The 21690-nt window shown below is 56.3% G+C and carries 18 protein-coding genes; 11 read left to right on the top strand and 7 right to left on the bottom strand.

Annotation, left to right across the window (positions count from 1 at the left end):
• Nucleotides 1-16 precede the first annotated feature (16 nt).
• Both egtB and egtD read left to right on the top strand, forming a co-directional pair.
• Nucleotides 17-1291 (top strand): ergothioneine biosynthesis protein EgtB, encoded by a 1275-nt coding sequence (gene egtB / locus I6N98_RS05330; RefSeq protein WP_198570762.1) that lies wholly within the window; start codon nucleotides 17-19, stop codon nucleotides 1289-1291.
• Nucleotides 1291-2256, top strand: coding sequence for an L-histidine N(alpha)-methyltransferase (gene egtD, locus I6N98_RS05325; protein ID WP_198570761.1), 966 nt, complete (start codon nucleotides 1291-1293; stop codon nucleotides 2254-2256). Before egtB ends, egtD begins: the two co-directional genes overlap by 1 nt.
• 34 nt (nucleotides 2257-2290) lie before the next feature.
• Here the strand turns inward: egtD and tadA are convergent, their stop codons facing one another.
• From tadA to I6N98_RS05305, 4 genes are all read right to left on the bottom strand, one after another.
• The gene (tadA, locus tag I6N98_RS05320) at nucleotides 2291-2815 is read right to left on the bottom strand and encodes a tRNA adenosine(34) deaminase TadA (protein ID WP_198570760.1); all 525 of its coding nucleotides are present in this window, start codon (nucleotides 2813-2815) and stop codon (nucleotides 2291-2293) included.
• A 72-nt stretch (nucleotides 2816-2887) separates the two neighbouring features.
• Nucleotides 2888-5128 (bottom strand): xanthine dehydrogenase family protein molybdopterin-binding subunit, encoded by a 2241-nt coding sequence (locus tag I6N98_RS05315; protein WP_198570759.1) that lies wholly within the window; start codon nucleotides 5126-5128, stop codon nucleotides 2888-2890.
• Entirely contained in the window at nucleotides 5125-5586 is a 462-nt protein-coding gene (locus I6N98_RS05310) for a (2Fe-2S)-binding protein (protein WP_198570758.1), read from the bottom strand. Before I6N98_RS05310 ends, I6N98_RS05315 begins: the two co-directional genes overlap by 4 nt.
• Nucleotides 5583-6164: a hypothetical protein gene (locus I6N98_RS05305; protein ID WP_198570757.1), complete on the bottom strand. Its 582-nt coding sequence runs from the start codon at nucleotides 6162-6164 to the stop codon at nucleotides 5583-5585. Before I6N98_RS05305 ends, I6N98_RS05310 begins: the two co-directional genes overlap by 4 nt.
• A 202-nt stretch (nucleotides 6165-6366) precedes the next feature.
• On the opposite strand from I6N98_RS05305, the gene I6N98_RS05300 reads away from it, so the two are divergent.
• Nucleotides 6367-6609: a hypothetical protein gene (locus I6N98_RS05300; RefSeq protein ID WP_198570756.1), complete on the top strand. Its 243-nt coding sequence runs from the start codon at nucleotides 6367-6369 to the stop codon at nucleotides 6607-6609.
• Nucleotides 6610-6628: 19 nt separating this feature from the next.
• Here the strand turns inward: I6N98_RS05300 and soxR are convergent, their stop codons facing one another.
• Nucleotides 6629-7162, bottom strand: a complete 534-nt coding sequence (gene soxR, locus I6N98_RS05295; RefSeq protein ID WP_198570755.1) for a redox-sensitive transcriptional activator SoxR — start codon at nucleotides 7160-7162, stop codon at nucleotides 6629-6631.
• A gap of 125 nt (nucleotides 7163-7287) precedes the next feature.
• Here soxR and I6N98_RS05290 point away from each other — a divergent pair, with 125 nt between their 5' ends.
• From I6N98_RS05290 to I6N98_RS05255, 8 genes are all read left to right on the top strand, one after another.
• The gene (locus I6N98_RS05290; protein ID WP_198570754.1) at nucleotides 7288-7824 is read left to right on the top strand and encodes an NADPH-dependent FMN reductase; all 537 of its coding nucleotides are present in this window, start codon (nucleotides 7288-7290) and stop codon (nucleotides 7822-7824) included.
• Nucleotides 7825-8168: 344 nt separating this feature from the next.
• Nucleotides 8169-9599 carry a gamma-aminobutyraldehyde dehydrogenase gene (locus tag I6N98_RS05285; protein ID WP_198570753.1) on the top strand — a complete coding sequence of 477 codons (1431 nt, stop codon included), beginning with the start codon at nucleotides 8169-8171 and terminating at the stop codon, nucleotides 9597-9599.
• Between the two features lie 344 nt (nucleotides 9600-9943).
• Nucleotides 9944-11353 (top strand): aminotransferase, encoded by a 1410-nt coding sequence (locus I6N98_RS05280; RefSeq protein WP_198570752.1) that lies wholly within the window; start codon nucleotides 9944-9946, stop codon nucleotides 11351-11353.
• A gap of 71 nt (nucleotides 11354-11424) precedes the next feature.
• A complete protein-coding gene (locus I6N98_RS05275) occupies nucleotides 11425-11607 on the top strand; it encodes a hypothetical protein (RefSeq protein ID WP_198570751.1) in 183 nt (60 codons plus the stop codon).
• Between the two features lie 185 nt (nucleotides 11608-11792).
• Nucleotides 11793-13019: a diaminopimelate decarboxylase gene (locus I6N98_RS05270; RefSeq protein ID WP_198570750.1), complete on the top strand. Its 1227-nt coding sequence runs from the start codon at nucleotides 11793-11795 to the stop codon at nucleotides 13017-13019.
• A 79-nt stretch (nucleotides 13020-13098) separates the two neighbouring features.
• Entirely contained in the window at nucleotides 13099-14028 is a 930-nt protein-coding gene (locus I6N98_RS05265; RefSeq protein WP_198570749.1) for a hypothetical protein, read from the top strand.
• A 117-nt stretch (nucleotides 14029-14145) separates the two neighbouring features.
• The gene (locus I6N98_RS05260; RefSeq protein ID WP_198570748.1) at nucleotides 14146-15747 is read left to right on the top strand and encodes a BCCT family transporter; all 1602 of its coding nucleotides are present in this window, start codon (nucleotides 14146-14148) and stop codon (nucleotides 15745-15747) included.
• Nucleotides 15748-16004: 257 nt separating this feature from the next.
• Nucleotides 16005-18434 (top strand): penicillin acylase family protein, encoded by a 2430-nt coding sequence (locus I6N98_RS05255; RefSeq protein ID WP_198570747.1) that lies wholly within the window; start codon nucleotides 16005-16007, stop codon nucleotides 18432-18434.
• Between the two features lie 50 nt (nucleotides 18435-18484).
• Here the strand turns inward: I6N98_RS05255 and guaA are convergent, their stop codons facing one another.
• The gene (gene guaA / locus I6N98_RS05250) at nucleotides 18485-20065 is read right to left on the bottom strand and encodes a glutamine-hydrolyzing GMP synthase (RefSeq protein ID WP_198570746.1); all 1581 of its coding nucleotides are present in this window, start codon (nucleotides 20063-20065) and stop codon (nucleotides 18485-18487) included.
• 86 nt (nucleotides 20066-20151) lie between these two features.
• Nucleotides 20152-21618, bottom strand: coding sequence for an IMP dehydrogenase (gene guaB, locus I6N98_RS05245; protein WP_198570745.1), 1467 nt, complete (start codon nucleotides 21616-21618; stop codon nucleotides 20152-20154).
• Nucleotides 21619-21690: the final 72 nt, after the last annotated feature.

Here is a 21690-nt window from a genome sequence, read left to right as displayed (position 1 = left end):
AAAGGGGGAGAAGAGCATGGCGCAGCAACAACGCAAATCGCTCAATGAATCTCACGCCAACCATGCCCTTATCGACCAATACCGGTCGTGTCGGCAGTTGAGCGAACAGCTGGTTGCTCCGCTCTCGGAAGCAGACTGCCAGTTGCAATCCATGCCTGACGCCAGCCCAGCCAAGTGGCATTTGGCCCATGTCAGCTGGTTTTTTGAAACCTTCTTGCTGCGACGCTTTGACCCTACATACCGGGTTTTCGACGATCGCTTCGGACACCTTTTTAACTCCTACTACAACGCCATCGGCAGCCAGTTCTCCCGGCCCCATCGCGGCTTGCTGTCGCGCCCATCCCTCGAAGAGGTGCTAGCCTACCGGCACCACGTCGACCTGGCCATGGAGCAACTACTTACACAGCACACAGACGCGGCTATCACTGAACTTACTACACTGGGCATACAGCACGAAAAGCAACACCAGGAGCTCTTGCTCACCGATATCAAGCATGCGCTCTACCAAAACCCCTTGCTTCCTGCCTATTCCGCACACGCAAATAGCCAAACCAGCAAATCACTACCGCCGCTGACCTGGTCGACATTTCCCGAAGGCCTGTATGAAGTGGGTCATGACGGCAAGGGATTCAGTTTCGACAACGAGCGCCCCCGACACAAGGTCTACTTAAATGCCTTTAAGCTGGCCAACCGCCCAGTCAGCAACGGCGAGTACCTGGCGTTTATTGAGGACGGCGGCTATCAGCGCAGCGAATTCTGGCTATCGGACGGCTGGGCCTGGGTCAACGAGAGCCAGGCAACGGCGCCGCTGTACTGGCGGCAGATGGAAAACGGCTGGCACCTCTATCAACTGACGGGATTACAGCCACTCCCCCTATCCAGTACCGCTTGTCACATCAATTACTACGAAGCCAGCGCCTTTGCCGCCTGGAAAGGCAAGCGCCTGCCCACCGAGCAGGAGTGGGAAGTGGCTGCGGGCCACTGGCGGGGCCGGGTAAACGATGTAAGCGCCGGTGAACTGCAAACCCAGGCTGCCGACGATGAAGCACTCAGCCAATTGTTTGGCGATGTGTGGGAATGGACAGCCAGCGCCTACTTACCTTACCCCGGCTTCAAGCCCTTTGCCGGTGATGCTGGGGAATATAACGGCAAGTTTATGTCAGGGCAGTTTGTATTGCGGGGCGGTTCCTGCGTTAGCCCCACAAACCACGTCAGAACCAGCTATCGAAACTTCTTTTATCCCCATCAGCAATGGCAGTTTTCAGGGCTGCGATTGGCGGAGGACGCCTAATGCCTGCACTCGCACGTCAATCCCTTAAAGCGAGTTCCGATCAGTCAGAATTCTTACAGGATGTTCTGCATGGCCTGCATCAATCGCCCCCCACTCTGCCCTGCAAATATTTTTATGACCGCGCGGGCTCACAGCTGTTTGAGGAAATCTGTCGCTTGGACGAGTACTATGTGACCCGCTCGGAAATCGACCTGCTCCAGCAGTGCAGTCGCCAGATTGCCCAGCATATTGAACCCTCGACAACGGTTATCGAGCCCGGCGCCGGGGCCGGCGTCAAAGCCGCGATTTTGCTGGACGCCATGCCATCGCCACGAGCATTTGTGCCGCTGGAGATATCGGCCTCAGCTCTGGAAGAAGCCACACAGAGCCTGCACAAACACTTTCCCGGCCTGGATATTCATCCGCTGGAGGGCGATTTCACCGCTGACCCTCAGGACATCCGCAGCGCACTGCCGGAAACAGACAACACACTGATCTTTTTTCCCGGTTCTACCATCGGCAATTTCTCCGCTCCTGAAGCGGTGGAGGTGCTGGGCAATCTCTCAACGTTAGCGGGTGAAGACGGTCACATTCTGGTGGGTGCCGATCAAATCAAGGACCGGCAGCGCCTGACCAATGCCTATGACGACGAGAAAGGCATTACTGCGGAATTCAACAAAAACATCCTAAAACGCATTAACCGGGAGTTGGACGCCAACTTTGACCTCAGCGGCTTTGTTCACAGAGCGATCTACAATGAATCACTCGACCGGATAGAGATGCATCTGGTGGCGAAAGGGGATCAGAGGGTGACCGTCAGCGGCCACACCTTTGAGTTTGCCGACGGCACGTTTATCCATACCGAAAACTCCCACAAGTACAGTGATGACAGTTTCCGGCGGCTGACGCAGCAAGCCGGGCTGCAAATGGTGCAGAACTGGAGTAACGGCGAAGTTGCCCTGTATTTGCTCGCGCGAAGTCGCTAACGGTCCATCCGCAGAATTTCGCCGCACAAATTAGCTAATCAGCTTGCTTAAGTCGCTTTTTCTCTTCTCGGCGGCGGGCAAAAAAAGACTGTATCTTAGCTTTGGCCTCAGCCGCCATCACGCCCCCCTGCCACGTCACCCGGTGGTTTAGCTGAGCTTGGTCAAACAGCTGTAAATGGCTGCACACCGCGCCCGCCTTGGGCTCCGCGGTGCCGAACACCACCCGCTCCACTCTGGCGTGAACAATCGCCCCAGCACACATGGCACAGGGTTCCACAGTCACGTAGAGGGTGGCGCCGGGAAGACGATAGTTGCTCTGCTGCTGAGAGGCCTGACGCAGTGCGACAATTTCGGCATGGCCGGTGGGGTCGGTACTGGAGATGGGCTGGTTGTAGCCGCGGCCGATAACGTGACCGTCCTTAACCACCACTGCGCCAACCGGCACCTCGCCGATTTCAGCGGCATGGTCAGCTAGCTCCAGGGCTAGCTGCATCCAGTGGATATCAGAGTCTGGCGCAGAAGCGTCGGATGTGGTGGGCACAGTGTCGGGCTCGGTCATGGCACGAATTGTAACCGATGCCGCTCACTATGGCACCGAGGTCAACTGCATTCACTTTTCGACCAGTTGACTCTAAGACCAGCTCAAATCCGCATTACGAAACGGCGTGCTGCGAACCCGCTTGCCGATAGCCTGATAGATGGCGTTGCCGATGGCAGGACCGATAGGACCGACCGGTGCCTCACCGATAATGCCAAATCGGTCATGGCCGGACAGCGCCTCAAAATAGATATTGATCTCCGGCAGGTCTCCCATTTTCACCATTGGCAGCGCGTCGAAGTTTTGCTCGACAACGGCGCCGTCGGCAATGGTCAGGCCCTCGTTGAGGGACATGTTCAAGCCGAAGATAATTCCCCCTTCCAACTGGGCGGCAACGGCATCTTTGTTAACAATACGGCCGCAGTCAAAGGTGAAATCTAACCGGTGTACTTTCAGCTCACCGGCTTGGCTCACTTCCACGTGCGCCACCGCGCAGACCGTAGCCCCGGCTTGTTTCTCACCGGGGTGGGGCCAGTTGCTGATGGCAATCCCCCGCCCCTGCCCCTTGGGCAGAGGCTTGCCCCAGTCCGCGCGCTCGGCGGCGATCTTCAGGCAGTCTGCCCATGCCGGATCCCAACCCGCCAGCAGGCGCAAGCGGTATTCCAGTGGATCGATGCCGCCGGCAACCGCGCATTCATCGACGAAGGTTTCCACGGTGAAGGCATGGGCGTTGTAACAGGGCGCCCGGTAGGCACCCGTGGCAATGTGCATGGGCAGTTCGCTGGTCTGCAAGCGCACATTGGGAATGTTGCCTGCCGCCGCGTAGGTCATGTCGGTAAAACCGATATTGAGGGGCATTCCCGAATAACAGGTCTCACCCTGGAAGGACAACGGCATGCCGTCCTCTCCCAGACCGGCCTTGTAGCGAGCCGCCAGCTGAGTGCGGTAGCTGCCCTGGCGAGTGGTTTCTTCCCGGGACCAGATCACCTTGACCGGGACGTCGGGGTACTGGCGTGCAATCGCCACAACGGCGCGGACATCGTCACCGATAACCCGACGACCAAAGCCCCCGCCCACCAATGTTTGATGGAAGGTGACCTTAGCGGGGTCCAGACCGCTTTCGTCCACCGCCACCCAAAAAGCTTGTTGCATGTCTTGGGTAGGGTGCCAAAACTCCAGCCCCTCTTCTGAGTATATTGCGGTGCCATTTAATGGCTCCATGGCGGCATGCTCGCAAAATGGTGTGCGATACGTCGCTTCAACCACTTGCGCCGCGTCCACGGCGTCCACATCTCCGGCCTTGGTCAGTGCCGTACCGGCCCATTGATCCAGCACCCGATCCTGGCGCTGGTGCATTTTGCCGTTGGAAGACCAGAAAGTACCCAAACCGTCGTCCCACTCTACCGGCAGCGCATCCAGTGCTTTTTTGGCCTGCCAGTAGTGATCGGCAATGACCGCCACCCCGCTGCGCAGCTCCGAGCCCTCAAACCCGAAGGTGGGGCTGGCCGTTACCGGTGAACCCGGCGTGGCACTGGGGTCGATCACCACCACTGCCCGCACCCCAGGCATATCTTTGATGGCATCAGGGTCGTGGCTTTTTAAAACCCCGCCGTGCACCGGCGACTGCAACAGCGCGGCATAGACCATGCCCGGTAAAGTCACGTCGACACCGAACTGAGCTTGGCCGGTAACGACATTGGGCAACTGCAACTTGTGGGGCTGGGCTTTGCCCAACAGTCGCCATTCGCTCTGGGGCTTCAGCGCCGGTTCTTTGGCCAGCTCAACCGATGCCGCGGCCGCCGCCACCTCACCAAAGCGCAGGGATCGACCGCTGGGGCTGTGGGTCAACACACTATTGCGGGCGCTGACGTCTTCTACCGGCACGCCCCAACGCTGGGCCGCCGCGGTCTTTAGCCGCTCCCGGGCACTGGCACCCAGCTGCAGGGTGTAGGGCATGCGATCGTGGTCGGTACTGTGACCGCCAAAAAACGGCTGCAGGCCGACGGCGTAACTGCCGGGTTGCTGGTACTCACGGCGAAAGTCCGCAAACTCCACCGTCACCTTGTCCCAATCACACTCCAGCTCCTCAGCGATATTCATCGCCTGTTGAGTGGAAGCGCCATTGCCAATTTCCGGGGTGGGTACCGTGACCACCACCGTGTCATCGGGCTTGATAACCAACCAGGGCGACAGTTCACTGCCCTGCCCGGTGGTTTCTGCGGCCTGGGCTCCGGCGGGGCGCAACTGCATGGACAGCCCTCCGGCCACCACGGCGGCAGAGACCAAAAAGCGACGACGGGTCAGGGTCGGCGCATCGAAGCGTGCTTTTCTCATCCTTTCAACTCCTCCGCAGCCCGGTGAATGGCGGCGCGGATTCGCGGGTAGGTACCGCAGCGACAGATATTGGATATCTGCGCGTCGATCTCGTCATCGCTGGGATTGGGATTGCGTTTTAACAGGTCGGCTGCCGCCATCAATACACCGGCCTGGCAGTAACCGCATTGGGGGACGTTCAGCGCCACCCACAGGGTCTGTAAGACGTGGTCGCCGGAGTCAGACAAACCTTCGATAGTTACCACATCGGCACCGTCTACAGCCTGCACGGGTATCACGCAGGAGCGGGTGGCAGAGCCGTTAAAGTGAACGGTACACGCACCGCACATGCCAATGCCGCAGCCAAACTTGGTGCCTGTCATCTGCAGGTGATCCCGCAGCGTCCACAACAGCGGCGTGGAGGGATCGATATCCAGCGATTGGGGCTGTCCGTTTACCGTGAAATTGATAGTCGTCATTGTGCGCCGGCCCTCGATTCTGCCAGTTCTTTGAAGTCGGCATTAATATTGGCCAGCACTTCGTCAGTAATCGTATCGGGATCAAACTTCTGCATAAAATTCAGCGTGAAGCCCCGGCCCTGGTCGATGCGGGGTTCAGTGGAAAAGCCGGGCAGATGTTTGTCGACAATGGCCCGGGCTTCCGGATCGTCGAGGATCACCCCCACCAGCGTCGAGCCGGTGGTGTAAACCACCACGCTGGAGCCCTCCAGCTCCTGCAATTCAGCATCGGCCGCCGCCAGCTTGTCGTCGGTGATCAACTCCGGGTAGTAGGGTTGGATGTCTTCCAGCGTTAGCGGCCTGGCAACATTGAGCTGCCGAATATCGGCCAGGCCGGGGAAGTGCTTGTCCAGCACGGCTGCCGCCTCGTCATAGTCCAGCAGCTCGCCCAGGGTGGACTCCGCCACCGAATAGGACTTACCGCCCAGAGTCACGGTGGGCTCAGGCGGTGGCGGCATGAATTGATAAGCGAGAACGGCTAGCACGGCGACCAGCACCGCAACTACACCGACTATTATTTTTACCTTACGTCGGGCCATGATTTATGAAACAGCGTTAACCATAAGTCAACACAGTATACACCTCTGTTGATCACAAACAAACTTCCCCACGCCGCTCCCCCGGGCGTTTTATAGCGAGCGTGAAACAGGAGAAAAACAGCGAAAGCTGTGCGCCACCTTCAAACATTAGCCGCAACATTTCCGGTATAATGAAGGCATACGCAGCATTGGGGAGCCGGCGATGTCACAGTCTCACAACGACACCAACAACAGCGAACACAAGCGCCTAAGCTTTTTTGAGGTGGTCGCCCAGGCCTTTTCATTGATTTTTGCCTTGCAGAACAAAAGTGGCCGCAAGCGCCTTATGGACTTGGCCGAGACCAACCCCTTGCCGGTATTGATCTCCGGCATTACCGCAATGGCCATTTTCTTTTTGTTTTGCTTTATCGCCTCACAAATCGTACTCAATTTGGTGATGGGCTAAGCCCCACCACCACGCCGATTCACTGGGGATCGAAGGCCCTCGCGCCGGGCCCCAGTGCCGCAGCGTGATCGTCGGGGTTGCGCATTGGGCAGTCTTTAGCAGACAGACAACCACACCCGATACAGGCGGTTAACTTGTCCTTCAATGTCGTCATTTTGGCGATACGCTCCTCGAGATCGGCCCGCCACGCCGATGACAGGGTCTGCCAATCCTCCGCCGTGGGCGCGCCATCGCCGGGCAGCGCATCGAGATGGGTGCGGATTTCCGCCAGCGAAAGCCCGACACTTTGCGCCACCCGAATCACCGCCAGTTGCCGCAGAATGTATCGGGGGTAGCGACGCTGATTGCCGGCGTTTCTCTCACTCCTGATTAAGCCCTTGGACTCATAAAAATGCAGGGTCGATACTGGAATACCACTGCGCTTGGCGATCTCTCCGACACTGAGACGCTGAGTGGCGGCTTTAGCGCACTTATTATCTTCGTTTGAATCTGTCTCGAAGCCAGGCAACTCAGACCGAGACGGCCCAGCATCAGCTTTATTTTTTGCGGACATTTCCAGACATCTAGCCCTTGACCTCAACTAAGCTTAAGGTCGCAAAATAGCCTGACAGGCGCAAGCGCCAAGCTGGCCACAATCCCAGCAATCATGCGTCACTCATTCCCTGTTTTGGAGCACCTATGAAAATCCTGTCCTTTGCGGCCAGCAACAGCCGCTATTCCATTAACCGGCAGCTGCTGGACTACGCGGAAGGTTTTGTATCCGACACCGTCGTGGAGCATCTCGATATCCACGACTATGAAATGCCCATTTACTCGATCGACCGTGAACAGGCTTCGGGCATCCCCCAGCAGGCCAAGGATTTTCTCGACAAGATCGCCCAGTCCAATGGTTTGCTGATTTCGTTCGCAGAACACAATGGCAATTACACCGCCGCGTTTAAAAATATCTTCGACTGGTGCTCAAGAGCCGAGCGCAACATCTACCAGAACAAGGCCATTGCCATGTTATCTACTTCACCCGGACCAGGGGGTGGTGGTCGGGTACTGGATCTCGCCGTCAATGCGGCACCGTTCTTTGGCGGCAATGTTGTGGCATCGCTGTCGATTGCAAACTTCAATGATAATTTTGATAGTACAAAGGGTGAGCTGAAGAACCCCGACTTACAGGCAGAACTCAAAGATGTGATCAATAAATTACTGGTCGCATTGAGATGACTCGACATGAATCGAGTGGATGAATCGATGCGCCCAGACGTCCGCCAATAAGACCGAGTTCTCAGTCGACGATGCAGTATCACGCCGCAGAAAGACTCGATTGCGCTCTATCTCAGGTGCAGTGCACCAACTCTCGCTACAGGCGACAAGACCGAAGGAGACAAGGCCAGAGGAAAGGACAGAGCACCTGTCTACGTATCCGGATCGAAGTTTGCTTATGTAAATAGCAGCTTAGTTGCACAGTTTACGACTTCGCTACGGTAGATCATCTACCTCGACGCTAGCGCAGCTCACTCTCACCCAGGTGTGCCGCGATAAACTTCTTCAACCTATAAGAGGATCAAATGGATACACAGATGCTAATTGGCGCCAGCCTGGTCAAGGGCGAAGGCGAGGCAGAGACTATCCTCAATCCCAAAACCGCAGAGCCAATCACGGAGCTGCCCGAGGCGTCCCTCGCCCAGGTCGATCTGGCCGTAGAGGCCGCCACCCGTGCCTTCCCGTCTTGGTCAAAGGCCACCCCCGAAGAGCGAGCCCGTTATTTATTGGCGATTGCCGATGGCCTGGAGGCCCAGAGCCAGGCCTTTGCCGAGCTGGAGGCCCTGGACTGTGGCAAGCCCATCTTGGCTATGCGCGACGATGAGATGCCGCCGATTATCGACTGCTTTCGCTATTTTGCCGGCGCCGCCCGCAATTTACAGGGCTCAGTAGCCGGCGAATACATGAGTGGTTTTACCTCAATGATCCGCCGGGACCCGGTGGGTGTGGTGGGCTCGATCGCGCCGTGGAACTACCCCTTGATGATGATGGCCTGGAAGTTGGCACCGGCCCTGGCAGGCGGTAATACCGTGGTTTTTAAACCCTCTGAGCAGACTCCTTTAACGGCACTAAAAATGGCAAAGCTGTTGGCGGAAGTTTTGCCCGAAGGAGTCGTGAATATCGTGCTGGGCCAGGGCCACACCGTAGGCAACGCCATTATCAAGCACCCGGGGGTGCACATGGTGTCCATTACTGGCGACGTCGGCACCGGCAAGAAAGTGATTCAGGCCGCCGCCGACAGCGTGAAGCGCACGCACCTAGAGCTGGGCGGTAAAGCCCCGGTTATTGTCTATAACGACGCCGATCTGAAAAGCGCCATCGACACCATACGCACCTACGGCTACTACAATGCTGGGCAGGATTGCGTCGCTGCCTGCCGGATTTATGCAGATAAATCGATCTACGACAAGTTTGTCGCCGATCTGTCCGACGCCGTGGCGTCGATACGCTACAACCTCGACGATGACACGGAGAACGAGATCGGACCGCTGATATCGCAACGCCAGCAACAGCGAGTGGCGAGTTTTGTGGAGCGTACAAACGATGCGTCTCATATTGAGATCACCACCGGCGGTGCGGCCTCGGATTCCGGCTTTTTCTACCAACCTACTGTTGTTGCCGGTGCGCTGCAAAACGACGAAATAGTCCAACGGGAAGTGTTCGGCCCGGTGGTCTCGGTGACCCCCTTCGACCAAAACAGCGACAACATTATCGAGTGGGCCAACGACTCCAACTACGGCCTGGCTTCCTCGGTATGGACCAAAGATGTCTCAAAAGCCATGAAAGCCGCCGCAGAGCTCCGCTATGGCTGCACCTGGGTGAATACTCACTTTATGCTCTGTAACGAAATGCCCCATGGCGGCTTGAAACAATCCGGCTACGGCAAGGATATGTCCATCTACGCACTGGAAGACTACACCGTAGTACGCCACGTTATGATCAACCACGAGCTTTGAGGGGACATTGACCTTCCAGGCAAAATTGCTGGATCGAAAAGCGCGGCTTTCTTGCGCACTGCCCAATTGCACACGACTTACTTGCACGCTCATAGTGCCCTTCGGCGAACTTCGCACCAAAAGCTACCGGCACACCAATCAACGTTATTTCACTTTTATCTATCTTCGGGGGTGATCTTTGTCACCCCGCTAATGCCTTGATATTTCTTAGTTATTCGATGTTCTTCTAAACCTTTTACCAAGTGGAACTGGCGGCTAATCGGATCGAGACGGTGATTGGCACGACCCTTGCGCCTAGGGGTTTATCAATCATAACCAAGAGCAGGTGGTGAGTTTTGGTCAGCATGCTAGAGAAAAGAGACGCGCTTATCGACACAACTGAGCACGACTCTCTTCAAACCGCGGATGCCAAACACCTTCTCCACCCCTGGGCCGACCTAAGTACCCTCGGCGACGAAAACGCGCTGATGATACAACACGCCAAGGGCGTCCACGTTTACGACTCCAAGGGTAAACAGTATCTCGACGCCATCGGCGGTATGTGGTGTGTCACGCTGGGCTACGGCCACGAGGAGCTCATTGAAGCCATGGCCAGCCAGGCCCGCAAGATGGCCTACTACACGCCGTTTGGGGATGTCTCAAGCGCCCCTTCGGCGCAGCTAGCCGAGATGCTGGCAGTGTTAACACCCGGTGATTTAAATCGAGCCCACTTCACCACCTGCGGCTCCACCGCTATCGACTCAGCGGTGCGTATCGCCCATTACTACTACGCCGCTCAAGGTCGGGACAGCAAGCGCCACGTCTTATCCCGGCGCAATGCCTACCACGGCAGCACCTACCTTGCTGCCTCACTCAGCGGTAAAGCCGCCGACCGCACTCTGTTTCAGTATGAGAGCGAGTTTGTCCACCACCTTTCCAGCCCTCAGTACGATCCCGACATCGCCAAGGAAAGCGCGGCGTCGCGGCTGCAAACGCTATTGGATGAGATGGAAGCAGAAATTGCCCGTTTGGGCGCCGACAATATCGCCTGCTTCGTTGCCGAGCCGATCCTAGCCTCAGGCGGCGTACTGGTGCCGCCACAGGGCTATCAGGCAGCGACCCGCGAAATCTGCCGCAAACACGACATTCTATATATCTCTGACGAAGTGGTCACCGGCTTCGGCCGCCTGGGACACTTCTTCGCATCAGAAGCCCACTTCGACATAGTGCCGGACATGATTATCAGCGCTAAAGGGATTACCTCCGGCTATCAACCGCTGGGGGTAGTGATGATCTCAGACCGAATCTGCGACGCCATCAGCGCTGGCGCCCCCGAGGAAAAGCCGGTGTTCTCCAACGGTTATACCTATTCCGGGCACCCCATTGTGTGTGCCACTGCCATTAAAAATATCGAGATCATGAAGCGCGACGGCATCTGCCAACATGTCCGGGAAGTCGGCCCCTACTTTATCGAGCAACTGCGCACTCTAATCGACTCCGACATTGTCTACACCGTTCGCGGCGACCATCTCATGGCCTGTGTCGAATGCTGGACCGGCGACGAAGTCGGCCCAACAGCGAAGAACATGGCTCTGGCCCAGCGCGTGGATCAGTACTGCGAACAGGACGGCCTGCTGGTCAGACCCTATGAAAACCTGTGCATCATGTCGCCACCACTCATCGTGGAGCGCTCTGATATCGACCGTATTATCGCCACTCTGGGCTCTGCGCTGACGCGTGCCCAGAATGACTTAAGGGCTGGTCTATTGCATTAATTCCGATCACTTGCTGAGACCCGCAAAGTTAAAACACGTTTAATTGGGCAACACTACTAGGAGAAAACACGATGACCGCGATTAATTGCAAAGGGCTTTCCACCGAACTGGTACTGCTACGCATCAAGCAATCTCTGATGACTGGCACCAGTAAGCAATCAGACACGCTTAACGTATCCGTTAGTAAACCCTGTAACCGTGAACAATTGATGGAATCATTGGGGCGTCAGGCGGCAATCGTCCAATTGGTGTAATACACCAACTTCCAGCGTGGGGTGGTGCGGCCTATGCCGCAGTAATACCCCGCGAGTTGAATAGCCACAGTACGCCATTAGCGACTAAATCATTAGTAACTACATCATTAGCTACTACGTCATTAGCAACGACGCCATGAACAATAAGGGAGCTCCGACCACCTAATTCGGAGGCAAGCGATACCATGCCCGAGATAAACGACAGTAATTCGCCAATTAACCTATGGTGGCAGCGGGATGATCTCAAATTTCATGACAATCGACTGCAGCTCGGCCAGTGCGACCTGACAACACTGGCGGAAAAAGTGGGCACACCGGCTTATGTCATTCGCGCTCCCAGAGTGATACAAAAGCTGGATGCTCTACACAGGGCATTTGACCAGGTCGGCTTGGATCATCGTATTTTTTACGCTATCAAGGCCAATCGCTCCCCCAAGTTACTCACCTATCTCGCGTCTCAGGGTAAATGCGGCGCGGATGTCTGCTCCCCCAGTGAACTGGTCCACGCCTTGTCTTGTGGGTTTGCTGAGCAGAATATTTCTTTCACAGGCACATCGTTAAGCAAGCGCGACATAGAAACCCTGTCCAAATTTGACCGTCTGCGTCTCAATCTGGATTCCCTTAGCTCTCTGGAGCGCTTGGGACAGGCCTGCCCGGGCAGAGAGGTGGGTATTAGGGTCAACCCCGATATCGGCATCGGCTATTCAGACAACGACTTGTTGCAATACAGCGGCGTAGAGGCCACCAAGTTTGGTATCTATCTCGACCGTATCCCCGAAGCTCTGGCCATCGCGGAGAAATATCAACTTAAAATCGTGCGGGTTCATTTTCACGCCGGTTGTGGCTATCTCGACCGTGAACTGGATCAACTGGCCGACGTGCTCAACGCCAGCCGCCGCTTCACAGAACTATTGCCCGACCTGCAAGAACTCAACATCGGTGGCGGCTTGGGGGTTCCCCACACCAAAGAGGACAGTCCCTTAAATTTACAGCGCTGGGCAGATGTCTTGGCGGGCACCTACGCCGACAGCGGGCTCAATATCGCCGTGGAACCCGGCGACTTTCTGATCAAGGACGCCGGTGTACTGCTCACCGAAGTCACCTACACAGAACAGCGCAAAGACGTGCAATTCCTCGGTTTGAATGCCGGCTTCAACCTGGCTATGGAGCCCGCCTTCTACGGGCTGCCCTGCGAACCTGTTCCCACGCAGCTGAGCACCGCCGAAATAAATCACTACACCGTAGTGGGCAATGTCAATGAAGCCTTGGACAAGTGGGCCGTCAACCACCCCATGCCCAAGCCCGAGGAAGGCGACATAGTCGCGCTGATCAATGCCGGCGGCTACGCCGCCTCCATGCGTTCAGAACACTGCCTGCGCGGCGATGTGCAGGAAGTATTACTGCTCGACTGAAACCCTCAGAACAAAGCTTGCTTGCTAGATCCATTCTAATCACTGGCCGTTCCAGATGGCCGTTAAGGAACGAGACACGATGCTGACTAAAGACACCCTTGAAACACAGCCTAGCTCCCCTCCCAAGAATGAGCCGGTTTCACCGGAAGTTCCCAGCTTTGCCTTCGATCCGGAAGACCCGTGGACTGACACCTTTCAAAAAGGGCTTAAAGCGGCAAATCTCCAGGGAAAAACGGCCTACGAAGTAGGTATCGGCACCGGCATCAATGCCGCCTTTTTATTGACGGTTTGCGGCGCCGACGAAGTCTCCGGCAGCGACCTCGACCCCCGGCTCATTGAATTGGCCGAATCAAATGTCCGCTCTTTAGCGCCGGACTTCGCCCACCGTTTTAACCCTGTTCGCGGCCCGGTAAGCCTTATCGACACCGATGAAGCCAGGGCACTGGTGGCCGAGGCCGATGTCGTTATCGGCTCTTTGCCCCAAGTCGGTGAGCCCGGCGACCCCGGCATTTCCACATTTCGCGAGCGCCTGCAGGTCCCCCTTGCAGAGGGCGCGGATAATGTCGCCGACGATCATATAGCCCACTATTACCCCTGGACAGCGTTCGATGAGTACCCCTTCAACTCCGTTGGCTTGGGTTTGAACGAGGCCTTACTACAGCGGGTGCGCGAACACGCCCCTCACGCAGAAGTGGTGATGAACTTCGGTTGCCGCATCGGCTCAGATATTATTTTTGATTGTTTTAAAGCCAACGGTTTTGAGCCAGAAAAAATTAGCTCGCAAATTGTAGAGCAGCACAGCGGCACCGACATTTCATTCTTTATTGCCCTGGAAAAAACCCTTCAAGGCACCACCTTAAATAGCGAATTTAAGTGCCATTTTTACGCTGACAAAGCCGCCACTCAGCCTCTTTCGGCCTGTCAGGCACAAGCACTGATTACCGAGAATCCGGAGGCCCCGCTTTACCACGAAGTCTGCGTTATCCACGGCAAGCCAATATCAGCCTGACCCTGCTCGCTGTGAGTTAGCCCCCAACGCAGAGGTAAGTATTCACTTCCTCCACTGCCCCACTCGCTCTATCGCGGGTGTGGGCAGCCCCCTCCACTATCCCCCATCGGTCACACTATGACGGACACTCAAGGCAAACGAGTCAGCAATCACTACGCCACAGACTATGTAGTGGGCCAGGACAACATTCAAGCTTTTGGCTTTGACCTCCACAACCCAGTGTTCTTCATTAGTGAGCTGTTTATATTTGCGTTTGTCGGCACAACCTTACTTATGCCAGAGCAGGCAATGACCTTGCTGAGCGGCGCTAAGGGCTGGGCTATCGAGACCTTTGACTGGCTGTTCATGGCCAGCAGCAACGTGTTCATCCTTTTCTGTCTGGCACTGGCGTTGTCGCCGATGGGCAAGATACGCCTGGGCGGCGACGAGGCCACACCTGACTTTTCGGGGTTGTCCTGGGCGGCCATGTTATTCGCTTCTGGGATGGGCATTGGCCTGATGTTTTGGAGTGTTGCAGAGCCGATTGCCTACTACAGCGATTGGTACGGCACCCCGTTTAACGTCGAGGCCAATACCGACACCGCTGCGGACCTGGCCTTGGCGGCCACTATGTACCACTGGGGCCTCCATGCCTGGGCAATCTACGCCGTTGTCGGTCTGTCGCTGGCGTTTTTCTGCTTCAACAAAAATCTGCCGCTGACCCTGCGCTCGGCCTTCTACCCCATTCTTGGCGAGCGAACCTGGGGATGGGCCGGCCATATCATCGACACCCTCGCCGTATTGGCAACCCTATTTGGACTGGCCACCTCTCTGGGCCTTGGCGCAAAGCAAGCTAGCGCAGGCCTGGAGTTTGTATTTGGCCTGGAAGACACCATTCCCCTGCAAATAAGCATCATTGCAGGCATCACTTTAATTGCCATTGCATCAGTAGCGCGGGGGCTCCACGGCGGCGTGAAAGTACTTAGTAACGTCAATATGGCAATCGCCGCTCTGCTTTTCATCTTTGTTTTACTGGCGGGGCCAACACTGAGCTTGATGGGCTGGGTGGTCAATACCGGTAAATCCTACGCCGGTTATTTCTTTGAACTGAGTAACTGGGTCGGTCGAGACGACGAGGACTGGTTACATGCGTGGTCGGTATTCTACTGGGCCTGGTGGGTAGCCTGGTCGCCTTTTGTCGGCATGTTCATTGCGCGAATATCCCGCGGCCGTACGGTCAGAGAATTCCTGGGTGCTGTCATACTTATTCCCACTACCGTCACACTGCTTTGGATGGGTGTTTTTGGCGGCGGCGCACTGGAGCAATCGCAAAATGGTGTGGGGCAACTGGCGAACGGTTTAGATAACATCGCCCTGTCGATGTTTTACCTTTTGGAGCAACTGCCCTGGACTGACGTCATCTCTACCTTTGGTATTTTCCTGGTGCTGGTGTTCTTCATCACCTCTTCCGACTCTGGATCATTGGTGATTGACTCCATCACCTCGGGCGGCAAATTGGACGCACCGATACCACAGCGTATTTTCTGGGCCGCGATAGAGGGGTTAATCGCCTCGGTACTACTATACATCGGCGGAACACAGGCACTGGATGCACTTCAAGCCGGCACCATCGCAGCTGGCTTGCCTTTTACCCTGATATTGCTGTTCATCTGCGTCAATTTATACAAAGGGCTTCAGCACGAGCGGCAACTTATGGCTGCTGTAGCCTCGCAGAATTAACCGATTGGGGTTGGGTTTCATTCCTCAACCCAAGCACCCACTAAGTGACTTCGTCAACAATATATAAGCCCAAGCCGTGTCTTCTAAAACAATGCCAAAAGCGTCCACAGTGCCACTCTAACCCTCCCAGCAGGCCAGTAGCTTAGAAGTACTGGGTGATATCGCGGAAGCGGAATCCGACCCTCTGAGCTATACTTATAAGATAACTATATTAATTATGCAGGGGAGACATATGTATGCGTGCTTTCGGACTAGTCATGGCTGGGATCAGCCTCGTCATACTGACGGCATGTGGCGGCGGAAATAGCTCTGGCCGCTCAGACAACAGTGATAATGGTGACGGCAATAGCCCCCAATACAACGTCGAGGTGCGCCGCACGTCCTTTGGTATTCCCCATATCAAAGCCAGCAATTACGCCAATATGGGCTATGGCTACGGCTATGTGCATGCACAAGATAACCTCTGCGTACTGGCAGAAGATCTGTTAACCATTCGCGGCGAACGCGCCAGGTACCTGGGACGCGACGGCACCTATACCATCGTGGCCAACGGCTCTACGGCCAACAATGTAGACTCGGACTTCTTCTGGAAATTCACCGCCACCGATGAGGCCATCGCGCCACTAAAAAACAGTGATCAGGAGGCAATCGACGCCACCCGTGGCTTTGTGGCCGGCTACAATCGCTATGTCAATGAGCTTAAGGCTGGCGACCACCCAGGCCGTCACCTGGCCTGCCGCGATGAGGCTTGGATTACCGAAATCACGGTGGACGACATGTACCGCCGATACTTCAGACTGACTTTGCTGGCCAGCTCTTCTGTCTTTGTCAACGAAGTCTCACAAGCCAAACCTCCGGGACCAGACAACCTTCCTCTACCTGTTGAACTCGATGACATTCTCGCTCTGGACCCTGGCGCCCTGCCCTTATCCGATGGATTACCCATCGGTAGTAATATGTACGCACTGGGGCCCGATGCCGTCGCCGGGGAATCCATGCTGTTTGGCAATCCACACTTTCCCTGGACAGGTACCGAGCGGCTCTATTTGACGCACCTGGAATTGCCCGATGCCGAGATCATGGGCGCATCCCTTTATGGCGTACCGGCAGTACTGATCGGTTTCAACGAGCATGTCGCCTGGAGTCACACCGTCTCCACAGCCTACCGCTTCACATTTTACGAACTGACATTGAACCCGGTGGATCCCACCCAGTATCTCTATGACGGCGAAATGCGGGATATGGAGGCGAGTGAGGTCTCAATCGATATTTTGGAAGGAGACGGTAGTCTCACCACTGAAACTCGAACTCTGTATCGGTCACACTATGGACCGATGCTGGAACTGGCTGTTTCCGGCGTACCGGTGCTTGAGTGGTCGCCCGTCAAGGCCTATACGCTGCGCGACGCCAATGCGGAAAACGACAGTCTTATGAACCAGTTTTTTCGGTGGAACCGCGCACAGAGTTTCGAGGAGTTTGTCGCCTTGCACGGTAGCGTTCTGGGTGTACCTTGGGTCAACACCGCCGCCACCGGCCCCGGTAAACCGGCCTATTACGGTGACGTCACCGTCGTACCAAATGTCCCAGACGCCAAGGTACAAACTTGTGGCGCACTGCCATTGCAAACGGCACTGGATCAGCTGATGCCGGGTCTGCCGATCCTGGATGGTTCGCGTTCAGCTTGCGAATGGGACAGCGATGACGACGCCCCTCGGCCCGGTATATTCGGACCAGCCAACTTGCCCAAAATCACCCGTAACGACTGGGTTCACAATTGCAATGACAGCTACTGGCTCAGCAACCCGGCCGAGCCGCTGACCGGCTTTGCCGCCATTATTGGTGACGAGGATAGCGAACGCACCCTGCGTACCCGCCTTTGCATGCAGCAAGTCATCCAGCGTCTGGATGGCAGCGATGGCCGGCCGGGTAACCGCTTCGATCTGGATTCGCTGCAAGAAATCACACTGGAAAGCACCGTCCTGTCTGAACAGCTCGGACGCCAGTCAGTGCTGGACAGCTATTGCGCCTTGCCGCTACCACTGCCAAGCTCCGGCGGTGCATTGGTAGACACCAGCGAGGCCTGCGCAGTACTGGCCTCCTGGGATGGTAAGAACAATCTTGAATCGGTCGGCGGACATATCTGGCGTGAATTTTGGCGCCGCATTGCTGGTCCTCTTCCCATCGCCACCCCGGCGGACGACCTCCGCTGGCTGACGCCCTTTTCCGCTGCCGACCCAGTCAACACGCCTGCCAGTCTGAACGTCCTCAACCCTATCGTGGCCAGCGCTTTTGCCGATGGCATTCAGGCCGTACTGGACTCACCCTTTGAACTCGACACGCCCATGGGACAGATTCAGCACTCGGGTGTGCACGACAGCATTATCCCTATCTTTGGCGGAGAAGGCTTTGAAGGCTCATTCACCATCGCCAATGCCCGCAACGGCGGGCTGGAAGAAGACGGTTACAACATCACCTATGGCAACAGCTACATTCAGGCCGTTACTTGGGATGAGAATGGCAACCCCGTTGCAGAAGGCTTCGTCACCTATTCACAGTCCAGTGATCCGGCCTCGCCTTATTATAAGAACATGACCGAAGCCTACTCGGCCAAACAGTGGATCAAACTTCCCTATTTGGAAACGGATATTGCAGCAGATACCGTTGAAACGTTGAATCTGTCTGAATAGGGATTGAGTTGGGTGGAGCAAGGCGATAGCCAACCATCCACGACTGGCTATCACTCCCACTCAATCGTCGCAGGCGGCTTACTGGACACGTCATAAGTTACCCTGGAGACGTGGGTGATCTCATTGATAATCCGGTTGGAGACCGTCTCAAGTAACTCGTATGGCAAATGGGCCCAGCGGGCGGTCATAAAGTCGATGGTCTCTACCGCGCGCAGTGCAATCACGTACTCATAACGGCGGGCATCCCCCACTACACCGACTGACTTGACCGGCAGAAATACTGCAAAAGCCTGGCTGGTTTTGTGGTACCAATCGGCTTTGTGTAGCTCTTCGATAAAGATCGCATCAGCCTCCCGGAGGATGTCGGCGTACTCTTTTTTCACCTCACCGAGGATGCGCACACCCAGCCCCGGCCCGGGGAAGGGGTGGCGATATACCATGTCGTAGGGCAGGCCCAGTTCCAAACCGATTTTGCGGACTTCGTCTTTAAACAGTTCCCGCAGCGGCTCAACCAGCTCCATTGCCATTTCTTCCGGCAATCCACCGACGTTGTGGTGGGATTTGATCACATGGGCCTTGCCGGTTTTGGCGGCGGCGGATTCGATCACGTCGGGGTAAATGGTGCCCTGAGCAAGGAAGTTGACGTCTTTCAGTTTGGTGGCCTCAGCATCGAATACATCGATAAAGGTGTTGCCGATGATTTTGCGCTTGGCTTCCGGGTCCTCAACCCCATTGAGTTTGCTGAGGAAGTCGTCCTCGGCGTCGACACGAATGACTTTAACGCCCATGTTCTTGCCGAACATGTCCATCACCTGATCGCCCTCCTGCTTGCGCAGCAGGCCGTTATCGACAAAAACACAGGTCAGCTGATCGCCGATGGCCTTGTGCAGCATGGCTGCCACCACAGAGCTGTCGACCCCGCCGGACAAGCCCAACAGTACCTTCTGGTCACCGACTTGTTCCCGAACACGCTCGATCGCGTCCTGAATAATATTGGCCGGGGTCCACAGTGCTTCACAGCCGCACAGTTTGTGCACAAAGTGCTCGAAGATGCGCTTGCCTTGCAGGGTATGGGTTACCTCGGGGTGAAACTGCAGGCCGTAAAAGCGCTTTTCTTCACACTGCATGGCGGCGATGGGACAGGAGCCGGTGGACGCCAACACTTCAAAGCCCTCGGGCAGGTTGACCACCTTGTCGCCGTGGCTCATCCATACATCCAGCAACGGCACGCCGTCGGCCTCGATATGGTCAGCGATATCCTCGGTCAACTGGCTGTTGGTCTCTAGACGGATTTGGGCGTAACCAAATTCGTGAATGGGCGAGCCCTCGACCTTGCCCCCCATTTGCTCCGCCATAGTTTGCATGCCATAGCAGATACCCAGCACCGGAATGCCCAGTGCAAACACCTTTTCCGGTGCCCTGGGCGAGCCCGCTTCGGTCACTGACTCGGGGCCACCGGCCAATACGACCCCAGAAGGACGAAACTCATCGATGTCGGCATCGCTGATGTCAAAGGCGCGGATTTCACAATACACACCGATCTCGCGGATACGGCGGGCGATCAATTGGGTGTACTGGGAACCGAAATCGAGGATCAGGATGCGGTGGGCGTGAATATCGGGTGTGGACACAGGCGCTCTCTCTAAAAACAACAAGACCGATGCATCGGCATCGGTCAGGGATCAATCGGTTATTGCCGCAGAGTCATTAACGGCTATCAGGTCGGGTAGTTGGGGGCTTCCTTGGTGATGGACACATCGTGGACGTGGCTTTCACTCATGCCCGCTGCAGTGACCCGGACAAACTGCGGTTTACTGCGCATGGTCTCGATGTCAACGCTGCCGGTGTAGCCCATGGAGCTGCGCAGGCCACCCATCAACTGGTGGACAATGGCTGCCAGCGGCCCCTTGTAAGGCACCCGGCCTTCGATACCTTCCGGCACCAGTTTTTCTGCGCCGTCTTCTGCGCTTTGGAAATAGCGATCACTGGAACCCTGGGTTTTGGTCATTGCGCCCAGTGAGCCCATGCCGCGATAGGATTTATACGTCCGGCCCTGGAACAGCTCAACCTCACCGGGCGCCTCTTCGGTGCCGGCAAACATCGAGCCCATCATCACCGAGTGGGCGCCGGCAGCCACCGCTTTGGACAAGTCGCCGCTAAAGCGAATACCACCGTCGGCGATCAAGGGCAGGCCGGAATCTTTCAAGGCCGCCGCCACATTAGCAATGGCGCTGATCTGAGGCACACCGATGCCGGTCACAATGCGGGTCGTGCAAATAGAACCCGGGCCAATGCCCACCTTGACCGCATCGGCGCCGGCATCCAGCAAAGCCAGTGCCGCGTCGCCAGTGGCGATATTGCCGCCGATGACATCCACCTGAGGGAAGTGCTTCTTGATCCATGCAACCCGGTTGATGACATTGCGGGAGTGGCCGTGGGCGGTATCCACTACCAGTACATCAACGCCGGCCGCAACCAGAGCCTCCACTCGCGCATCGGTATCGGCACTGGTGCCCACCGAGGCGCCGGCCCGCAGTTGGCCAGAGGTGTCTTTACACGCCAGAGGAAAGGTCTGGGCGTTATTCATGTCCTTAACGGTAATCATACCGGTGAGCTTACCGGCATCGTTGACCACCAGCACCTTCTCAATACGGTGCTTGTGCAGCAGCTCCCGGGCCACTGACATGTCGTCGCCTTCCCGAACTGTGACCAGTTTTTCTTTGGGTGTCATGATACTGGAGACCGGCACGTCCATTTGTTCCTGGAAGCGTACGTCCCGGCTGGTGACAATCCCCACCAGATCGCCATTTTTCATCACCGGCACACCGGAGATTTTGTGGCGGCGGCGCAGCTCAAACAGCTCGCTGATCGGCGCGCTGGCGTCGATGGTAATGGGGTCTTTGACCACACCGCTCTCGTGTTTTTTCACCGCCCTCACTTCCTGGGCCTGTTGCTCCACCGTCATGCTTTTGTGGATGATGCCGATGCCCCCTTCCTGGGCCAGCGCGATAGCCAGACGGCTCTCGGTGACGGTGTCCATGGCCGCCGACAGCAGGGGAATATTAAGGGAGATATTGCGGGTCAGCTGGGTTTTAAGGCTGACATCTTTAGCGGTTATTTCTGAGTAACCGGGAAGCAACAAAACGTCGTCGAAGGTGAGGGCTTCCTGAGAGATGCGTAACATATGTGATTCCGTTGCCAGAAGCTAGAATCCTCGCAATTTTAATTGATGGGGCCCGCCGAGTAAACTGCCACA

Source organism: Spongiibacter nanhainus, assembly GCF_016132545.1.
GTDB lineage: Bacteria > Pseudomonadota > Gammaproteobacteria > Pseudomonadales > Spongiibacteraceae > Spongiibacter > Spongiibacter nanhainus.
This window is presented reverse-complemented; position numbering and strand designations above follow the sequence as displayed.

Bases quoted from the DNA above. Each gene is read 5' to 3' on its own strand.
- egtB (WP_198570762.1), top strand. From the start codon at position 17: ATGGCGCAGCAACAACGCAAATCGCTCAATGAATCTCACGCCAACCAT.
- egtD (WP_198570761.1), top strand. From the start codon at position 1,291: ATGCCTGCACTCGCACGTCAATCCCTTAAAGCGAGTTCCGATCAGTCA.
- tadA (WP_198570760.1), bottom strand. From the start codon at position 2,815: ATGACCGAGCCCGACACTGTGCCCACCACATCCGACGCTTCTGCGCCA.
- I6N98_RS05315 (WP_198570759.1), bottom strand. From the start codon at position 5,128: ATGAGAAAAGCACGCTTCGATGCGCCGACCCTGACCCGTCGTCGCTTT.
- I6N98_RS05310 (WP_198570758.1), bottom strand. From the start codon at position 5,586: ATGACGACTATCAATTTCACGGTAAACGGACAGCCCCAATCGCTGGAT.
- I6N98_RS05305 (WP_198570757.1), bottom strand. From the start codon at position 6,164: ATGGCCCGACGTAAGGTAAAAATAATAGTCGGTGTAGTTGCGGTGCTG.
- I6N98_RS05300 (WP_198570756.1), top strand. From the start codon at position 6,367: ATGTCACAGTCTCACAACGACACCAACAACAGCGAACACAAGCGCCTA.
- soxR (WP_198570755.1), bottom strand. From the start codon at position 7,162: ATGTCCGCAAAAAATAAAGCTGATGCTGGGCCGTCTCGGTCTGAGTTG.
- I6N98_RS05290 (WP_198570754.1), top strand. From the start codon at position 7,288: ATGAAAATCCTGTCCTTTGCGGCCAGCAACAGCCGCTATTCCATTAAC.
- I6N98_RS05285 (WP_198570753.1), top strand. From the start codon at position 8,169: ATGGATACACAGATGCTAATTGGCGCCAGCCTGGTCAAGGGCGAAGGC.
- I6N98_RS05280 (WP_198570752.1), top strand. From the start codon at position 9,944: ATGCTAGAGAAAAGAGACGCGCTTATCGACACAACTGAGCACGACTCT.
- I6N98_RS05275 (WP_198570751.1), top strand. From the start codon at position 11,425: ATGACCGCGATTAATTGCAAAGGGCTTTCCACCGAACTGGTACTGCTA.
- I6N98_RS05270 (WP_198570750.1), top strand. From the start codon at position 11,793: ATGCCCGAGATAAACGACAGTAATTCGCCAATTAACCTATGGTGGCAG.
- I6N98_RS05265 (WP_198570749.1), top strand. From the start codon at position 13,099: ATGCTGACTAAAGACACCCTTGAAACACAGCCTAGCTCCCCTCCCAAG.
- I6N98_RS05260 (WP_198570748.1), top strand. From the start codon at position 14,146: ATGACGGACACTCAAGGCAAACGAGTCAGCAATCACTACGCCACAGAC.
- I6N98_RS05255 (WP_198570747.1), top strand. From the start codon at position 16,005: ATGGCTGGGATCAGCCTCGTCATACTGACGGCATGTGGCGGCGGAAAT.
- guaB (WP_198570745.1), bottom strand. From the start codon at position 21,618: ATGTTACGCATCTCTCAGGAAGCCCTCACCTTCGACGACGTTTTGTTG.